This window comes from Pedobacter sp. ASV1-7 (genome assembly GCF_040203335.1).
Lineage (GTDB): Bacteria > Bacteroidota > Bacteroidia > Sphingobacteriales > Sphingobacteriaceae > Pedobacter.
This window is the reverse complement of record NZ_JBEHBV010000012.1, coordinates 87246-104790: the sequence shown is the minus strand read 5'-3', so window position 1 is coordinate 104790 and position 17545 is coordinate 87246. Positions and strand designations below refer to the sequence as shown.

Sequence of the window (17545 nt, the reverse complement as noted above, 5' to 3'; positions counted from 1 at the left end):
TATTACTCGGTTAACCCATGGTTTTAATCTGATAGCCTATTTTAACTTTATTAATTATCTTCTTGCAGCATAATCCTTTTTTTATGTAATTTTATCTCTTATCATTGTTAACGCATATTTGCCCTACTTGATAAAACCAAAAGATCGATTTATACAACAATAAATGAAAAGAACATCCTTATATTCAATCATTTCTATCATGGCAGCTGCCTCTTTCGTCTCCTGTAAGTCTAAATCAGGGACATCAGATAAAACAGGAATGGCCTATAACAAAAAGGAATATGGCGGCTTTGCAGTTAATAATCGCTACAAAAGAGGCCCTGGACCAGGATTAGTTGAGATTGAAGGTGGAGCATTTGTCGTAGGTGGCAGTGCAATTAGTGTCCCCGGGCAAGAGTTAGGCAATTTTAATCACAAAAGAGAAATCACGGTGAACTCCTTTTATATGGATGAAACCGAAGTTTCAAATACTAACTGGCTTGAATACCTTAACTGGATCAGGACAAATTTCCCAAAAGATTATGAATATTACTATAATGAGTTGCCCGACACATTGGTTTGGCGTAGACCATTATCTTACAATGAACCTTACGTAGATAACTATTTAAGACACCCGGCATATCAGGATTATCCTGTGGTAGGTGTTACCTGGGAACAAGCAGAGCGTTATTGCGAATGGAGAACTGACAGGGTAAACGAATTCATTCTTCGTGAGCGTGGTTACATGACCAGCTTTAAAGATCTAAATAATGGCACTGCAAATGCATCAGGAACTTCGAATGCGCCTTTTAACACTCCAGTTTATCAAAACAACCAGATTGATGACAAAGGAAAAAGGGCAATGAAAGATCTAAATCCCTCAAATGCTGGAACAGGAACTGGAAATGGTGTGGCTACAAGAAATGTTAGACTTGAAGACGGTATTCTAAAGTCTTCATACAGATTACCAAGTGAAGCCGAATGGGAGTATGCAGCATTGGGACTTATTGGGAGTACACAATACGAAAACATCAACGACAATAAAATTTACCCATGGAGTGGTTTAGGGTTAAGCTCTGCGAAAAAAAGCACAAGAGGTTTAATTTTGGCCAACTTTAAGAGAACTAAGGGAGATTATATGGGTGTTGGAGGTTCTTTGAATGATAAAGGGGCAATCACAGTTTCTGTAAGGTCTTATACACCTAATGATTTCGGCCTTTACAATATGGCAGGAAATGTAAACGAATGGGTTCGTGACGTTTTTCGTCCTAATACATTTGAAGCAGCTGATGCCTTCAATCCATTTAGAGGTAACTTATATCTGGATAAAAAGATTACAGATCCTGTTACCGGAAAAATTGCTGTAGATAAATATAACAGGCCAGTGATGACCGAGGCTCTTTATGCTAAGAAACAAACTTGGGCAGAAAAACAGGCTGCTGCTTCAAAACCTGCTGACTCTGCAAAGAACAGCTATGCAGATCAGAGAGGTTTCAGAGATCCGCAAAGTGAGCTATATGGTGAGATTACACTTGTAAATGACAAGTCAAGAGTATACAAAGGTGGATCTTGGAATGATCAGGCCCTATGGCTTAATCCTGCTAGTAGACGCTTCTTACAACAGGATGAATCATCAGCTGATATAGGATTCCGTTGCGCAATGGACATGCAGGGATCTCCTGAAATCAGATCATACGGAAAGCCTCAGTTTAAAGCTAAGCCTTCAAAACCATTCAAAGGCAGATAGCATAGGATGTTATATAAAAAAGTCTCCAGCTTAAAGTTGGAGACTTTTTTTATGCTTCATACTGAATATTCTTAAATTAAGTTGATCATTAAAACTGAATTAATATTTCATTCTTTTCGACCTTATCACCTTTACTGACTAAAATTTTTTTAACAATCCCGCTACTTGGTGATTTAATAATATTCTCCATTTTCATCGCTTCCAAGACCAATAAATTATCTCCTTTATTAACCTCTTGTCCAGCTTCTACAATAACATTTAATACCAAACCAGGCATTGGCGCTTTAATTTCAAGCATTTTATTACCCTTAGCTATGTCAAAGCCCAGTTGCTTTAATAAAATATCATATTGATCTTCAATGGCAATCTTATAGAGGTTTCCATTCACTTTAATCACACTAGTTTTTTCTGCTTTATCTTCAGAAACAAGCTCTACTTTATAGGACCTATTCTCATGGATAATATGGGCATGTCCACCAGAAAGATCTGTTATGTCGATCTGTAGTTCAGCCCCATCTACGCTCAACATTTGCTGTTCTACCTCAATCTCAAAGCCATACCTGTCGTTTACTTTTACATTCATTGTTATTGTGTTAATGCGTATTGAATTAAATTAGCCCCCATTTTAAGCGCAGTGGTGCGTTTTTCTTGTGTGTCATCAGGATAAGTACCAAAATCTTCCCAACCATTTCCCAAATCGCATTCAAACGTGTAATAACAAACGACACGTCCTTCCCAGATCAGAGCATACCCCTTAGCAGGTTTTCCATCATGTTCATGTATTTTAGGAAGCCCGTTAGGGAACTTAAACTTTTGATTGTAGATACTATGATTAGCTGGCAATTCTGTAAAAGACAATTCAGGAAAAACCTTTTTCATTTCAGTCCGGATAAATTTATCCAGGCCATAATTATCGTCAATATGCAAAAAACCACCACCTGTTAAATACTTGCGTAAGTTATTGGCTTCAGCGTTACTAAAAACAACATTTCCATGTCCGGTAAGATAAACAAAAGGATAATTGAAGACATCTTTACTTCCCACTTCTACAATATCTTCCTGAGGGGCAAAATTAGTTTTAAGATTTTTATTACAGAAATCTATTAGATTAGGTAAGGCAGTACGGTTAGCATACCAATCGCCCCCTCCATTATATTTAAGCTTAGCCATTTTATAGGTCGGCATTCCAAAACTGCTCAGCAGCACCCATAAAAAAAGTAAAGCTCTTATCTTCATCTGTTTAAATAATTCACTTCAAAACAAGCAGCCAGTCCAGCTGTTTCCGTTCTTAATCGTGTATTACCTAAAGTTAAAGGTTTATAGCCAATTGTCAAAGCCATTTCAATCTCGTTGGTTGTGAAGTCACCCTCAGGTCCAATTAAAATGGTATAATGTTCTCCTGGTTTAGCAAGATCAGAAATAAACTGTCTCGGTTCATTATCCAGGCAATGCGCAATCATTTTTACGCTCTCATTATTCTGTTTTAAGAAAGCAGACAAAGATATCTGCGGATTAACTATTGGATGATAAGCCTGTAGTGATTGCTTTACTGCAGAGGTGACCACTTTATACAACCTATCCTCCTTAACGACTTTCCTTTCTGATCTGTCGCAAATAACAGGAGTGATTTCTTGAATGCCCATTTCTGTAGCCTTTTCCAGAAACCACTCTAGTCTGTCTATATTTTTTGTAGGAGCAATTGCAATATGAAGATGATGATTACATTTCTGATACTCATGAGTGGCTTCAATTACCTTTAATGTAACATGCCTTTTATGTTCACCAGTAATTTCAGCTTTATAAAGACCTCCAACACCATCAATCAGATAAACAATGGTTCCAATATTTAAACGTAAAACTTTAATACAATGCTTGCTTTCTTCCTCATTTAAGACATACGAATTACCGTTGATATCGGGGGTATAAAAAACGTGCATGATTTTAGTTTAATGTAAGTCTATCGCATCACTTTTATTAATGACCAGCTCCATCTTTATCGTTTCAATATTCTGTTCAGTTTTCTTCAGAATAGTAAACAAGTACCCGTAGCATTCTTCACTATCTCCAACCTCCGGAATCTTTCCAAAAGCATGAGAAACCAATCCACCTACTGTATCAAAATCTTCATCTTCCGGAAGGTCATGAGGTAAATGTTCATTCACATCATAAACCGTTGCATAAGCATTTATGATAAATTCTGAATCGGAGATCCTTTCTACAATCGGTTTTTCTTCATCATACTCATCCTGAATCTCACCAACAATCTCTTCAACAATATCTTCCAGTGTAACCATTCCTGCCGTTCCCCCAAACTCATCAATTACAATAGCAATCTGAATGCGTTTTTGTTGAAGCTCACTAAGCAAGTCATTAATTTTTTTAGTTTCTGGGACGAAATAAGGCTTTCTAATGATATCTCTCAATACCCAGTCCTTATTATCCGCCAATAAAGGAAGGAGATCCTTAGCATGCACAATTCCTATGATTTTATCAATGATATCATCATACACAGGCAAACGGGAATACCCTTCCGTTATAATTTTTTCTACGACATCCATTTTTGGTGTATTCAATTCAACACCAGAAATTTTAGTCCTCGGAACCATAATATTTCTTACCACACGCTCATTAAAATCAAAAACGTTTTTAATCAGCTCATGCTCATTTGTATCTAATGCTCCACTTTCCTTTCCTTGATCAAGTAAGTAATACAATTCTTCAGTACTATGTACGGAATCATGACCACCTACATTAGAGATCCCAAAAAGTTTAAGAATTACATTTGCAAAGCCATTCAAAACCCAAATAAATGGTCTGAACAACCAATAAAATGCCTGTAAAGGTAAAGCGATAAATAAAGTAGTTGCGACAGGTCTTTGAATGGCGACAGACTTAGGTGCCAGCTCTCCAAATACGATGTGCATAACCGTAATGAACAAGAAAGCAATACCAGTAGATATTGACGTGATATATACCTCAGAAAGGTTAAAGTTAATTAACAAATCATGCACAATACTATGCATAACAGATTCACCAACCCAACCCAGACCAAGAGAAGCCAGGGTAATACCTAGCTGTGTAGCGGCAAGATATCCGTCCAAGTGTTGCGTAATATGCTTTGCTATATTTGCAACACGGCTGCCGGATTTAGCTTTTATCTCAATCTGTGAAGCCCTAACTTTTACTATTGCAAACTCTGCTGCAACAAAAAAGCCATTAAGGGCTACCAGGAAAAAGGTAAAAAATATTTTAAATGCTTCCATTTAGGACTTATTTCTAAACGTCTTGTCGTAGAGCTCTATGCTTTCCTGAATTACTTTGTGCGCATAACGTACACCAAGTAGATGTTCAATCGTAACCTGTTTTTCTTCTAACGCCTTGTAATCCTGAAAGAACTTCACAATTTCCTTCATCGTATGTGGAGGTAATTCAGCAAGATCGTTAATATAATTTACAGACATATCATTTTTAGCAACAGCAATAATTTTATCGTCTTGCTCGCCATTATCAACCATATGCATTACACCAATAACTTTAGCTTCAATGATCGTCATTGGATAAACATCCACAGAACATAACACTAAAATATCAAGTGGGTCATTATCATCACAATATGTTTGTGGAATAAAACCATAATTTGCAGGATACATTACTGATGAAAATAGTACGCGGTCTAATTTAATCAGGTTTGATTCCTTATCTATTTCATATTTTGCTTTTGACCCTTTCGGAATCTCTATAATCGCATTAACTGTCTCTGGTAAATTGTTACCCGGAGATACACTGTGCCATGGGTGATGGTCGTCTTTACTCATTTTTATTGTTCAGTATTTGATAATTTATCATTGTCATCCTTAACTACTTTCTTTTTCACAAAAGCAAAGATTAACGGAATAGTAGTGATGACAACGAAGCCTATAATTATATATAATAAATAATCGTTAATCTCTTTTTCAAATCTCTTACCAAGGAAATATCCCAACAAAGTTAAGGATGCTATCCAAATAATTGCACCTGCAAAGTTATATAAAGCAAATCTTTTAAAGTCTAATTTTACCACACCTGCAAAGATTGGTGCAAAAGTTCTCACAATCGGAACAAATCTTCCCATGATCAGGGCAAAAGCCCCCTGTTTATTGTAATATTCCTCTGCGGCTTTTAAATAACGGCGTTTAAAGAAAAAAGACTCCTTCCGATGATACAACATCGGTCCTGTCTTTCGACCAAACCAATAGCCCACAAAATTACCAGAAACAGCGGAAACCATCAGACCAAGGATCAACACCCAGATATTTACATCCAGTTTTCCCGTGGCCACAAACATTCCGGCAAGAAACAATAGATAATCTCCTGGAAGAAAAAAGCCAAAAAACAAACCTGTCTCGGCAAATATGACGAACATTACAACGTAAAAACCACCTTCTTTAAGTAATTTTTCGGGATCAATGAAATGCTGTAATGAGTTCCAGAAATCGTGCATATTTCAATTATTCGTAAAACTACAAATAATAATCTATAGAAGTGCCTATATCAGATTTAAAATTACTGAAGGATATACCCCTAAAAAAACAGTAATCAAAACTGAAACTATTAATACAAATTGATATTGCACAGGAGTCTGTAAGTCAGTATCATTACCCTCTTTGAAATACATAGCCACAATAACCCTGAAATAGTAATAGAAACCAACCAATGCATTTAAAATTGCAAAGGCCACCAGGTATACATGGTAATTGGTCATTACATTTACAAACATCAGGTATTTCCCAATAAATCCAGCAGTTAAAGGTATTCCCGCTAAGGATAGCATAGCTACAGCGAGCACCAATGCCGTTAATGGATTACGTTTAGCTAAGCCATTAAAACTATTGAAATGATCATCTCCGGTTTTTTGTTTTACCAAAATCAATACTGCAAAAGCAATAATACTAGCAAAAGTATAAGCGGCAACATAGACCAATACATTATTTGATGAGCTTGCTGTTAAAGTAACCAGAGAGAATAAAAGATAACCAGCGTGTGACACACTTGAATAGGCCAGCATCCTTTTAAAGCTCTTCTGAAATAAAGCTGTAACATTACCAATAAATAAGGTTAAACATACAATACCCATTAATGGAGGAAGCCAGAAATCATGTAAAGGTGCAAATGTACCTGCAAACAAACGAAGGAATGCAGCAAATCCCGCAACTTTCACTACAGTCGACATAAATGCCATGATCAATGTAGGTGATCCTTCATATACATCCGGAACCCAGAAGTGGAATGGAGCAGCTCCAATTTTAAAGCACATTCCTATTAAAAGTAAAACTAATCCAGGGTAAAACAACGGCGAAACAGCCTTATAGTTACCTACCAGATATTGGTTGATCACATCAAGATCGAAAGATCCTGTTGCGCCGTAAATTAAGGCAATTCCAAATAATAAGAAACCTGTAGAAAAGGCTCCCATCAGAAAATACTTTAAGGAAGCTTCATTCGAAGCAAAATTAGTTTTTCTGATCCCTGCAAGAATATATAAACTAACAGACATGATTTCCAGCCCTATAAACAACATCGACATGTTTTTATAAGAAACCATAATCACAATTCCAGCCAGTGCAAAAAGTATCAATGTAAAGTATTCAGCAATATTTTCACTGTTAGCAGCAAAATAATTCTGTGTAAGTAAAAATATAAATAGTGTCCCTAAAACCGTCAGGCCTGTAAAAGCTAATGCAAAGTTGTCCATTTGCATCATTCCGTAATAAACTTGATCCGTATTCCAGGCTGTAACAACAAATGCCAGTGAAGTAAGCAAACCAACCAGGGTAAGAGGTAATAACGCTTTTTTAGCCTTAAACAAACCTGCATAAAGCACTACCAAAGCAGTAACAGTTATTGTTATAATGATATTCATTTCCTTAGTTTACCGATGTTAATTTTTGTGTTACTTGTTCTATTAAATGTTGTACTGATGCTTCTGATAAGTGTAAAATCGGCTTAGGATAAACACCCAATACAATGACCAATGCACAGATGATGTACAATACAACCTGCTCCGATCCCTTGATGTCTGTAAATTTAATGGTAAGGTCATTCGTCTTGCCCAACATCACATTCTGATACATCCTGAGCAAATAAACTGCACTTAAAATGATGGTTAATCCAGCGAATACTGCAGCCCATAAACTATACTGATACACTCCAAGTAATAATAGGAACTCACCAATAAAACCATTCATTCCAGGCAAACCTACTGCACCCAAAATGATAATTAAAAATACAATGGCAAGTTTAGGAGCCTGTTTTGCAATTCCACCTAACTCAGCTATTTTTCGAGTCTGGGTACGATTCGCAATAATGTCAATTACAAAGAATAAACCGATAACGTTTATACCATGTCCCAACATTTGTATCATTGCTCCTTGCATACCTTGTACGTTTAACACAAATACACCAGCTGATATCAAGCCAACGTGACCAATAGAAGAATAGGCGATTAATCGTTTCGCATCCTTTTGTGTAAATGCAATAATCGAAGCATAAACAATACCTATAATTGATAAAATAATAGCCAATTGTCCCCAATCTTGAACACCACCAGGTACAATAGGCAATAACCATCTGATCACACCATAAATACCCATCTTAAGCATAATACCCGAAAGTAACATTGTTCCTGCAGCAGGAGCTTCAGTATAGGTGTCCGGTTGCCATGTATGGAAAGGGAATACCGGCATTTTAATGGCAAAAGCCACAAAGAAAGCCCAGAATATCCAAGTCTGTTGTGTTGAATCTAAGCTTAAATTATAAAATGCCTGGATATCAAAGTTATTTGAAGGATTCTGCAAATAAAGATAAATAATGCCAAGAAGCATAAATAGAGATCCAGCGATAGTGTAAACAAAAAATTTCATGTTTACTTTAATCCTGTCTTTACCTCCCCAAACAGCGCAGATAAAATAAATAGGAATTAATGCGGCTTCCCATCCAATGTAGAATAAAAACGCATCCATAGCAGTAAATACCACTAATAAACCGCTTTGCATAAACAATATTAATGCGAAAAAGGCATTTGGTTTACTATACTGATGCTGATAGGCCGTAAGGATAATCAATGGAATAAGCACATTGGTCAATAATATGGTAATCAGGCTAATCCCATCTACACCTGCATGAAAGCTAATCCCAAGGTCTTTTATCCAGGGAAAGTTCACAACAAATTGCGTGCTTGCATCCGGTATAAAATTACATACCATAACAAGAGCAAGGCCTAAGGAAACAATTGCCGATACCAATGCGACATGTTTTGCTGCATTTCCGGAAAATGCTGTAACCAAGGCGCCAACCAATGGTAAGAATATAAGAAGTAATAAGACTTGTTCCATTATTTTTTCTTGAACGATCTTTTATAGAGATAAATAAGTATACAATAACAATGAGATGATTCCTATCACCATCATAAAAATATAAGCGCCAACATTTCCTGTTTGCAGTAAACGTAACCCTTTGCTCGCCTCATTTGTAGACCAGCCTAAACCGTTTACAATACCATCCACAATTTTATTGTCAACAATTTTATAAAAGAAAACAGATATTGCATCTAAAGGCTTTCTAATGATGGCATCATAAATTTCATCAACATAAAACTTGTTGTAAGAAAGATTAGCCAATACAGAACGCTTGCCTTCGTCTGGAATAGGAATATGGTTTTGCTTAACATACTTGTCGTAAGCAACACCAATCGAAATCAAAACTCCAACTAACGAAACTGCCATTAACATGTATTCTGTTGCATGATCCGGAGCCTCACCCACATGTTTAATAACTGGAGATAACCATTGCGATAACCAATGACTACCACCTAATGCTTCCGGAATACCAATCAAACCTCCAAAGGTAGATAAAACAGCCAAAACGATTAATGGTATAGTCATAGACTTTGGAGACTCATGAATTTTCTCTTCAGCATGATGAGTACCACGATACTTTCCATAAAAAGTAAGGAACAGCATTCTGAACATATAAAAAGCAGTCAAGAATGCAGTAAATACAGCAACTCCCCACATCACTTTATCGTGCATATAAACATGAGCTAGAATCTCGTCTTTAGAGAAGAAACCTGATAATGGAAATATCCCTGCAATTGCTATAGTACCAATGAACATCGTGATAAATGTAACTGGTAATTTTTTACGCAAACCACCCATATGACGCATATCTTGTTCATGGTGTAATGCGTGAATTACAGATCCTGCACATAAGAATAATAATGCTTTAAAGAAGGCATGCGTAATTACGTGGAAAAAAGCGCCATCGTAAGCACCCACACCTAAGCCAAGGAACATATACCCTAACTGGGATACTGTCGAATAGGCCAGTACCTTTTTAATATCATTTTGCGTTAATGCAATAATAGCTGCAAATACCGCTGTAGCCAAACCAACAATGGCAATGATGTGCTGAATGAATGGGGCAAGATCAAAAATCAGGTTAGATCTTGCAATCATATAGATACCCGCTGTAACCATGGTAGCAGCGTGAATCAAGGCAGAAACCGGAGTCGGACCCGCCATCGCATCAGGTAACCAGGTAAACAATGGCAACTGTGCCGATTTACCACATGCACCAATAAATAAGAACAAAGCAATTAAAGCAATAGTTCCATTACCAGGTAACATATTAGCTGCCTGCGGGAATATTTTACCAAACTCAACACTTCCAAAAGTAGTGAAGATCAAAAATACACCTAGTAGAAAGCCTAAATCACCAATACGGTTCATTACAAATGCTTTTTTAGCTGCTGAAGCATAACTGCTATTGGTATACCAGAACCCGATCAGTAAGTAAGAACAAAGACCTACTCCTTCCCAACCAATAAACATTACAATATAATTTGACCCTAAAACAAGCAATAACATAAAGAAGATAAACAGGTTCAGGTAGGCAAAAAACTTACCGAAGCCTTCATCACTATGCATGTAGCCGATAGAGTAAATATGGATCAAAAAGCCAATTCCTGTAATGATCAGGAGCATTAATGAGCTTAATGGATCAACTAAAAAAGACAAGGGAATGTGTAAGTTTCCTGCACTAATCCAATCAAAAAGAAATATTTCGTGCGATTTATTTGCATCCGCACCTAGTTCAAAAAATATCCCAAGGCTTATCGCAAACGAAATGAATATGACACTGCTTCCTATAAAACCAATCAGGTTTTTGGATAATGAATTTCTCCCAAGGCCATTAATAACAAAGCCCAAAAGAGGAATCAACGGAACCAGCCAAACTAAATTTATCATCTTATATTCTTCTTAATAATTACCACTTAAGGCGATTCAACACATTAATATCTGTAGATTGGGTATTTCTGTAAACCATTACAATAATACTCAAGCCTATGGCCACTTCAGCTGCTGCCAAGGCCATAATAAAGAACACGAATACCTGACCCGATGGATCATTATTATGTACCGAAAAAGCAGTTAACAATAAATTCACTGCATTCAGCATCAGCTCTATAGACATGAAAATAACAATTGCATTTCTACGTGTTAAAACACCAATAACACCAATAGTGAAAATGATTGCACTTAACCAAATGTAATGGTTTAGCGGTACCCCTTGTAAATGATGAGTAATGTCGCCCATTATACTTTCTCTTTTTTAGTTAATAATATCGACCCTACCATTGCCGAAAGCAATAAAATAGAGCACAGTTCAAACGGCAGCATAAATGGGCCAAATAACTCCTTGCCAAGATTTTTTACCAGACCAAGATTTGGATTTTTCAATACCAGCGGATCAGAAATTGCTGTTGCCTTTAAAGCCCCTGCTAAAGTTACCAGCAGGCAGCAGCCCGCAATTACACCTACAACCTTTATCAAAGTAGACTTGAGCTGTTCATTGTCTTTATTCAGGTTCAGGAACATCAGTACGAAAAGGAACAACACCATAATCGCCCCCATGTACACAATAAAGTTCACTATCGCCAGAAACTGTGCATTCAGCAGAATGTAATGCACCGTAAACGTAAAGAATGTAACAATCAGGTAAAGCACGCTATGCACCGGGTTTTTAGCAAAAATAACCATCAGTGAAAAGAAGATACTTAATGTGGCAACAAAATAGAATATTGATGTACTCATTTATTTTTTATTTAATGGTTGTTCAACCAGCTTATCTTTTCCGTAAATGAAATCCTTACGCAAATAATCTGAAGGAACTATTGGTCCATCCAGGTAAATGGCCTCTTTCGGGCAAGCCTCTTCGCATAAGCCACAGAAAATGCAACGTAACATGTTGATCTCATATACCGAAGCATATTTTTCTTCGCGGTAAAGATCTTTCTCTTCTGGTTTACGCTCAGCAGCAATCATCGTGATTGCTTCTGCCGGGCATGATAAAGCACATAAGCCACAAGCTGTACAACGCTCTCTACCTTCTTCATCTCTTTTCAAAGAGTGCATACCTCTGAAGTTAGTCGAGAATTCACGCTCTACTTCAGGATACCTGATCGTCGCTTCTTTCTTAAAAAAGTGACCAATCGTAATAGCCATTCCTTTAGCAATAGCAGGCAAATACATGCGCTCTGCCAATGTCAAGGGCTTTTGTTCTAATACTTTCTTCTTACTGGTTAATGGTTCCATTAAACCTCCTTATTATTATTCCACAAACGTGGATGTTAAAATCCTTCAATTATTGCAATCACCACACCGGTAATTACCACATTCGCTATAGCCAAAGGAATTAATACCTTCCAGCCTAAATGCATCAGTTGATCATAGCGGAAACGAGGAATAGTCCAACGTACCCACATAAAGAAAAATATGAATGCAAATATTTTAACAAAGAATACAGCTACTCCAAAAAGCGGTGCCCAGGTTGGGCCTAATAAACCGGCCATATAATCCATCCCAGGATAATTGTAACCACCAAAATACAATGTAGCCATTACTGCTGCCGACACAAACATGTTGATATATTCAGCAAACAGGTAGAAACCCAGTTTCATAGATGAATACTCTGTATGGTATCCACCGATCAGCTCCGTCTCACACTCAGGTAAATCGAAAGGTGCCCTATTGGTTTCCGCAAAAGAACATACCATAAATAAAATAAATCCTAGTGGCTGATAAAGTACATTCCAACGCCAGCCATGCTGACCATCTACAATTTCTTTCAAACTCATAGAACCTGTTACAAGCAATAAAGCTATAATAGACAAGCCCATTGCAATTTCGTAGCTGATATTTTGTGATGCAGCTCTGATGGCACTTAATAAAGAGTATTTATTGTTTGATGCCCATCCACCGATCATCACGCCATACACACCTAGTGAAACCACACCAAAAATATATAACAAACCAACGTTGATATCAGTTACCTGTAAAGGAACCAATCTATCGCCAATCTGCATTGGGCTACCCCATGGAATAACAGCAGTACCAATACAAGCAGTTAACATGGCCAGGCCAGGGCCTACCATAAACAGCCATTTACTTGCATTCGAAGGAATGATTTCCTCCTTCATGAACATCTTTACACCATCAGCCAAAGGCTGTAAAATACCGAAAGGGCCAGCTCTATCCGGGCCTAATCTATCTTGTAAAAAAGCAGCCACCTTCCGCTCTGCATAAGTAGAATACATCGCAATCACAAGGCTTATCCCAAAAATGATAGCTACAAGTACAAATTTTTCTATTACAAAAGCTATATCCATTAGAATTTAGTGGTTTTATCTAGTTCAACCTGATTTGCTTGCTTCAACTTAGGGTTATCCTGAATTACTGGCAATGGTTTTAAAGTTTCGTAGTGATTAGAAGAAATTACTGAAGTATCACTAACAGGAGTAGGATGTTCAATTACCCAGTCCGCAGTCTTTTTCTTATCAAATCTGCAGGTATTGCAAATAAACTCTTCTACTTCACCATACACATCCTTACGAGCTGTTACCCTTAAAACATCTTCTCCTTTGTACCATAAAGTCACTTTACCACTACAAGTAGGGCAATCTCTATGTGCATCAATAGGCTTTGTAAACCAAACACGGTTCTTAAAGCGGAACGTTTTATCTGTCAAAGCGCCAACCGGACAAACGTCGATCACATTTCCTGAGAAATCATTATCAACTGCCGTTTGAATATAGGTGGAGATTTCAGAATGATCACCCCTGTTCAGAATACCATGTACCCTTTTATTTGTAATCTGATCAGCTGTAAACACACAACGATAGCATAAAATGCATCTGTTCATATGTAACTGGATCTTATCGCCAATATCAATCCGCTCAAAAGTCCTGCGCTCAAACTCATACCTTGTTTTCTGCAAACCATGTTCATATCCCAGGTTCTGAAGATCGCATTCTCCTGCCTGATCACAAACCGGGCAATCAAGTGGATGATTGATCAATAACATTTCTACCACACCACTACGCGCTTCTAATACTTCCGGAGAAGTAATGTTCATTACTTCCATACCGTCCATTACAGCAGTACGGCAAGATGCAACCAGTTTAGGCATTGGGCGCGGATCCTTTTCAGAACCTTTGCTTACCTTAACAATACAAGTACGGCATTTCCCACCGCTTCCTTCTAATTTTGAATAATAGCACATAGCTGGTGGCACAATATCTCCACCTATCTGCCTCGCAGCATTCAGGATAGAGGTACCCGGAGCTACTTCCACTGTTATTCCGTCTATGGTTACCTTAACTTTATCACTCATTGTTAAAGATATTCTTTTGTCTGATGTTAATTATCTGTCGTAACGGCTTTGGCAATTGGCTCAGCATAATTTGCCAGACCATAATTCGTACTTAAGCTCTTTACCGGCTCATTCACATGCCATTCAAATTCATCCCTGAAATGTCTGATCGCACTTGCAACCGGCCAGGCTGCTGCGTCACCAAGCGGACAAATGGTATTTCCTTCTATCTTTTTAGACACGTCAACAAGCAAATCAATATCACTCATCTTACCATGCCCATATTCCAGTCTGTGCAATACCTTTTCCATCCATCCAGTACCTTCTCTACATGGCGAACATTGTCCGCAACTCTCGTGATGATAGAAACGTGAGAAATTCCAGGTATTTCTAACTATACATTGATCTTCGTCGAAAGCAATAAAACCACCTGACCCCATCATTGTACCCGTAGCGAAACCACCTTCAGATAGAGATTCATAACTCATCAACCTTGGCTCACCATTGGCTAGTTTCAAACTTAAATTAGCTGGTAATACAGGCACGGATGATCCTCCTGCTACAGTAGCTTTCAAGCGTTTGCCATTAGCAATACCGCCACACCACTCATCAGAATAGATAAATTCTTCAACAGGCAATCCTAACTCGATCTCATAAACACCTGGTCTAACTAAGTTACCTGAAGCAGAGATCAATTTTGTTCCCGTACTCCGGCCAATACCAATCTTTGCATACTCATCTCCCCCATCATTGATAATTGGAACAACAGCTGCAATAGATTCAACATTGTTTACCACAGTCGGACAACCGTATAATCCGGCAATAGCTGGAAAAGGAGGTTTAATTCTTGGGTTTCCTCTTTTACCCTCAAGTGATTCCAACAATGCTGTTTCCTCACCACAGATATAGGCTCCACCACCAGGCTGAACATATAGTTCCAGGTCATAACCTGAGCCTAAAATATTTTTACCCAAAAATCCTGCATTTTTTGCTTCCGCAATTGCCTTTTCCAGAATACGAATCTGCGGCATCATTTCTCCACGTACATAGATGTATGATACATTTGCACCAAGCGCAAAACTCGAAACAATCATACCTTCAATCAGTGCATGTGGAATATACGTCATCAGGTAACGGTCTTTAAAAGTTCCCGGTTCCGATTCATCCGCATTACAAACCAGATAACGGGCAACCCCCTCTGGTTTAGCTAAAAAGCTCCATTTCATTCCCGTAGGGAATCCTGCACCACCGCGACCGCGCAATCCAGACTTTTTCACCTCTTCGACTACCTCTTCAGGTGTAAGGGTCTTTAAAGCTTTCTCAACGGAACGATACCCGCCCTTTTGGCGATAAACATCAAGTGTATTGATGCCAGGTACGTTTATATGTTCTAATAATAGTTGACGGGCCATTATTTCTTGCGTAAATCCTCAATCAATTTGTCCACCTTTTGCTCGTTCAGGTTTTCGTAAAATGTATATTCAGGGCCAATCTGTAAAACCGGACCGTAACCACAGGCCGCCATACATTCGACACCTCTCCAGCTGAATAAACCATCTGCTGTTACTTCATTTTCTTTCACACCTAGCTTACTTTCAATATGGTTCATAATTTTCTCCGCGCCAACAAGACAGCAAGGTCCTGTTCTACATACTTCCAGCACATATTTACCTTGTGGCTTTAAGAAATACATGGTGTAAAATGATGCTACTTCATAAACTTCAATATCCTGAATGTCTAAATAAGCAGCAACTTTATCCATGGCAGGGACACTAACCCAGCCATACTCAGCCTGCACTAAATGCAGAATAGGTAATAAAGCTGACTTCTGTTTACCTTCCGGATATCTTTTTACGATCTCATCAAACTTTTCAATTAAAGCCGATGAAAACTCTACAGGTTGTTGTTCTTCTACTTTAAGCATCTAATTCTCCTGCAATAATATTCATGCTACTCATGTTGATAATGGCATCTGACAATAACATACCTACACTCATGGGCGCAAACATTTGATAATTTATAAAACTAGGCCTTCTAAAATGCAGACGGTAAGGAGTCCTTCCGCCATCATTAATCAGGTAAAAACCAAGCTCACCGTTACCACCCTCTACAGCATGATAAACTTCAGCTTTAGGGGCATCAATCTCTCCCATCACAATTTTAAAGTGATAAATCAATGCTTCCATATTGTTGTATACTTCCTCTTTAGCAGGTAGATAAAATTCAGGAACATCAGCATGGAAAATACCAGCAGGTTCATGTTTTAATTTCTCCATTGCCTGCTCTATCAGACGTAAGCTTTGCCACATTTCCTCATTACGCACTAAGTAGCGATCATAAATATCTCCATTTGTACCTACTGGAATTTCAAATTCAAAATCTTGATATGAAGAATATGGTTCGCTTACACGCACATCATAATCAACTCCAGTTGCACGCAACAAAGGACCTGTCCAACCATAATCCAATGCTTTCTCTGGGGTAACACTTGCCACACCAGCAGTACGATCAATAAAGATTCTATTTCTATTTAGTAAAGCTTCAAATTCTTTTAAAGCAGGAGGAAAATCTTTCAGGAACTTATTGATCTTTGCAAAAGCGATATCATTAAAATCCCTTTCAAAACCACCGATACGACCAACATTCGTTGTTAAACGTGCGCCACAAATTTCTTCGTAAATCTCGTAAATATGCTCCCTGAACTGAAAAAGGTACAAAAATGTAGTTGTAGCTCCTGTATCTTGTCCGATGATCGTATTGCAAATGATATGATCAGCTATCCGTGACAGCTCCATAATAATCACCCTTAGGTAATCAACACGTTTTGGCGTTTGTATGTTCAATAGTTTCTCTACCGTCATATGCCAACCCATATTATTAATAGGTGAAGAACAATAGTTCAAACGGTCTGTCAAAGGTGTAATCTGATAAAATGGCCTATGTTCAGCAATTTTCTCAAATGCACGGTGAATATACCCAATGGTAGATACACCACTCACAATACGCTCTCCATCCATCTGTAAAACATTCTGGAACACGCCATGCGTTGCCGGGTGTGTTGGCCCCAGGTTAAGGGTTACCAATTCTTCCTGCGGATCATTATCTGTATATACTGGTTGATTGTGATTCATA

18 protein-coding genes are annotated in these 17545 nt (G+C 37.9%); 1 reads left to right on the top strand and 17 read right to left on the bottom strand.

Translation table 11 applies throughout. The features are described from left to right. Positions 1 to 163 precede the first annotated feature (163 nt). Positions 164 to 1726 (top strand): SUMF1/EgtB/PvdO family nonheme iron enzyme, encoded by a 1563-nt coding sequence (locus ABDJ41_RS22095; RefSeq protein WP_349788323.1) that lies wholly within the window; start codon positions 164 to 166, stop codon positions 1724 to 1726. An 88-nt stretch (positions 1727 to 1814) separates the two neighbouring features. On the opposite strand, the gene ABDJ41_RS22090 is transcribed toward ABDJ41_RS22095, so the two are convergent. Genes ABDJ41_RS22090 through ABDJ41_RS22010 form a run of 17 tightly spaced genes read right to left on the bottom strand, consistent with a single transcriptional unit; the run spans position 1815 to position 17544 of the window. Continuing rightward, complete coding sequence (locus ABDJ41_RS22090; RefSeq protein WP_349788322.1) at positions 1815 to 2309, bottom strand: acyl-CoA carboxylase biotin carboxyl carrier protein subunit; 495 nt, start codon at positions 2307 to 2309, stop codon at positions 1815 to 1817. A 2-nt stretch (positions 2310 to 2311) separates the two neighbouring features. Further along, on the bottom strand, positions 2312 to 2962 hold the full coding sequence (locus ABDJ41_RS22085) for a DUF4159 domain-containing protein (RefSeq protein WP_349788321.1): 651 nt from the start codon (positions 2960 to 2962) through the stop codon (positions 2312 to 2314). Continuing rightward, positions 2959 to 3663: a 16S rRNA (uracil(1498)-N(3))-methyltransferase gene (locus tag ABDJ41_RS22080; RefSeq protein ID WP_349788320.1), complete on the bottom strand. Its 705-nt coding sequence runs from the start codon at positions 3661 to 3663 to the stop codon at positions 2959 to 2961. The genes ABDJ41_RS22085 and ABDJ41_RS22080 overlap by 4 nt, the downstream gene beginning before the upstream one ends. A 9-nt stretch (positions 3664 to 3672) precedes the next feature. Further along, positions 3673 to 4989, bottom strand: a complete 1317-nt coding sequence (locus tag ABDJ41_RS22075; protein WP_349788319.1) for a hemolysin family protein — start codon at positions 4987 to 4989, stop codon at positions 3673 to 3675. Then, positions 4990 to 5541 (bottom strand): inorganic diphosphatase, encoded by a 552-nt coding sequence (locus tag ABDJ41_RS22070; protein ID WP_349788318.1) that lies wholly within the window; start codon positions 5539 to 5541, stop codon positions 4990 to 4992. Positions 5542 to 5543: 2 nt separating this feature from the next. Continuing rightward, a complete protein-coding gene (locus ABDJ41_RS22065; protein WP_349788317.1) occupies positions 5544 to 6206 on the bottom strand; it encodes a DedA family protein in 663 nt (220 codons plus the stop codon). 45 nt (positions 6207 to 6251) lie between these two features. Next, complete coding sequence (locus ABDJ41_RS22060) at positions 6252 to 7625, bottom strand: NADH-quinone oxidoreductase subunit N (protein WP_349788316.1); 1374 nt, start codon at positions 7623 to 7625, stop codon at positions 6252 to 6254. A 4-nt stretch (positions 7626 to 7629) separates the two neighbouring features. Next, a complete protein-coding gene (locus tag ABDJ41_RS22055; protein ID WP_349788315.1) occupies positions 7630 to 9096 on the bottom strand; it encodes a complex I subunit 4 family protein in 1467 nt (488 codons plus the stop codon). Between the two features lie 21 nt (positions 9097 to 9117). Then, entirely contained in the window at positions 9118 to 11010 is a 1893-nt protein-coding gene (gene nuoL / locus ABDJ41_RS22050) for an NADH-quinone oxidoreductase subunit L (protein WP_349788314.1), read from the bottom strand. Between the two features lie 19 nt (positions 11011 to 11029). After that, the gene (gene nuoK, locus ABDJ41_RS22045) at positions 11030 to 11359 is read right to left on the bottom strand and encodes an NADH-quinone oxidoreductase subunit NuoK (protein ID WP_349788313.1); all 330 of its coding nucleotides are present in this window, start codon (positions 11357 to 11359) and stop codon (positions 11030 to 11032) included. Next, positions 11359 to 11856 (bottom strand): NADH-quinone oxidoreductase subunit J family protein, encoded by a 498-nt coding sequence (locus ABDJ41_RS22040; protein ID WP_349788312.1) that lies wholly within the window; start codon positions 11854 to 11856, stop codon positions 11359 to 11361. The genes nuoK and ABDJ41_RS22040 overlap by 1 nt, the downstream gene beginning before the upstream one ends. Further along, entirely contained in the window at positions 11857 to 12357 is a 501-nt protein-coding gene (locus ABDJ41_RS22035) for a NuoI/complex I 23 kDa subunit family protein (protein ID WP_349788311.1), read from the bottom strand. It abuts the gene before it with no gap. Positions 12358 to 12392: 35 nt separating this feature from the next. Further along, positions 12393 to 13430: an NADH-quinone oxidoreductase subunit NuoH gene (nuoH, locus tag ABDJ41_RS22030; RefSeq protein WP_349788310.1), complete on the bottom strand. Its 1038-nt coding sequence runs from the start codon at positions 13428 to 13430 to the stop codon at positions 12393 to 12395. Then, a complete protein-coding gene (locus ABDJ41_RS22025; protein ID WP_349788309.1) occupies positions 13430 to 14434 on the bottom strand; it encodes an NADH-quinone oxidoreductase subunit G in 1005 nt (334 codons plus the stop codon). The genes nuoH and ABDJ41_RS22025 overlap by 1 nt, the downstream gene beginning before the upstream one ends. A 26-nt stretch (positions 14435 to 14460) precedes the next feature. Next, the gene (gene nuoF, locus ABDJ41_RS22020) at positions 14461 to 15825 is read right to left on the bottom strand and encodes an NADH-quinone oxidoreductase subunit NuoF (RefSeq protein ID WP_349788308.1); all 1365 of its coding nucleotides are present in this window, start codon (positions 15823 to 15825) and stop codon (positions 14461 to 14463) included. Continuing rightward, positions 15825 to 16337: an NADH-quinone oxidoreductase subunit NuoE family protein gene (locus ABDJ41_RS22015; RefSeq protein WP_349788307.1), complete on the bottom strand. Its 513-nt coding sequence runs from the start codon at positions 16335 to 16337 to the stop codon at positions 15825 to 15827. The genes nuoF and ABDJ41_RS22015 overlap by 1 nt, the downstream gene beginning before the upstream one ends. After that, positions 16330 to 17544 (bottom strand): NADH-quinone oxidoreductase subunit D, encoded by a 1215-nt coding sequence (locus ABDJ41_RS22010; RefSeq protein WP_349788306.1) that lies wholly within the window; start codon positions 17542 to 17544, stop codon positions 16330 to 16332. Before ABDJ41_RS22010 ends, ABDJ41_RS22015 begins: the two co-directional genes overlap by 8 nt. Between the last annotated feature and the right edge of the window lies 1 nt (position 17545).

Excerpts from the sequence above, each read along its gene's own strand:
- ABDJ41_RS22095 (WP_349788323.1), top strand. The coding sequence starts at position 164 with ATGAAAAGAACATCCTTATATTCAATCATTTCTATCATGGCAGCTGCC.
- ABDJ41_RS22090 (WP_349788322.1), bottom strand. The coding sequence starts at position 2,309 with ATGAATGTAAAAGTAAACGACAGGTATGGCTTTGAGATTGAGGTAGAA.
- ABDJ41_RS22085 (WP_349788321.1), bottom strand. The coding sequence starts at position 2,962 with ATGAAGATAAGAGCTTTACTTTTTTTATGGGTGCTGCTGAGCAGTTTT.
- ABDJ41_RS22080 (WP_349788320.1), bottom strand. The coding sequence starts at position 3,663 with ATGCACGTTTTTTATACCCCCGATATCAACGGTAATTCGTATGTCTTA.
- ABDJ41_RS22075 (WP_349788319.1), bottom strand. The coding sequence starts at position 4,989 with ATGGAAGCATTTAAAATATTTTTTACCTTTTTCCTGGTAGCCCTTAAT.
- ABDJ41_RS22070 (WP_349788318.1), bottom strand. The coding sequence starts at position 5,541 with ATGAGTAAAGACGACCATCACCCATGGCACAGTGTATCTCCGGGTAAC.
- ABDJ41_RS22065 (WP_349788317.1), bottom strand. The coding sequence starts at position 6,206 with ATGCACGATTTCTGGAACTCATTACAGCATTTCATTGATCCCGAAAAA.
- ABDJ41_RS22060 (WP_349788316.1), bottom strand. The coding sequence starts at position 7,625 with ATGAATATCATTATAACAATAACTGTTACTGCTTTGGTAGTGCTTTAT.
- ABDJ41_RS22055 (WP_349788315.1), bottom strand. The coding sequence starts at position 9,096 with ATGGAACAAGTCTTATTACTTCTTATATTCTTACCATTGGTTGGCGCC.
- nuoL (WP_349788314.1), bottom strand. The coding sequence starts at position 11,010 with ATGATAAATTTAGTTTGGCTGGTTCCGTTGATTCCTCTTTTGGGCTTT.
- nuoK (WP_349788313.1), bottom strand. The coding sequence starts at position 11,359 with ATGGGCGACATTACTCATCATTTACAAGGGGTACCGCTAAACCATTAC.
- ABDJ41_RS22040 (WP_349788312.1), bottom strand. The coding sequence starts at position 11,856 with ATGAGTACATCAATATTCTATTTTGTTGCCACATTAAGTATCTTCTTT.
- ABDJ41_RS22035 (WP_349788311.1), bottom strand. The coding sequence starts at position 12,357 with ATGGAACCATTAACCAGTAAGAAGAAAGTATTAGAACAAAAGCCCTTG.
- nuoH (WP_349788310.1), bottom strand. The coding sequence starts at position 13,430 with ATGGATATAGCTTTTGTAATAGAAAAATTTGTACTTGTAGCTATCATT.
- ABDJ41_RS22025 (WP_349788309.1), bottom strand. The coding sequence starts at position 14,434 with ATGAGTGATAAAGTTAAGGTAACCATAGACGGAATAACAGTGGAAGTA.
- nuoF (WP_349788308.1), bottom strand. The coding sequence starts at position 15,825 with ATGGCCCGTCAACTATTATTAGAACATATAAACGTACCTGGCATCAAT.
- ABDJ41_RS22015 (WP_349788307.1), bottom strand. The coding sequence starts at position 16,337 with ATGCTTAAAGTAGAAGAACAACAACCTGTAGAGTTTTCATCGGCTTTA.
- ABDJ41_RS22010 (WP_349788306.1), bottom strand. The coding sequence starts at position 17,544 with ATGAATCACAATCAACCAGTATATACAGATAATGATCCGCAGGAAGAA.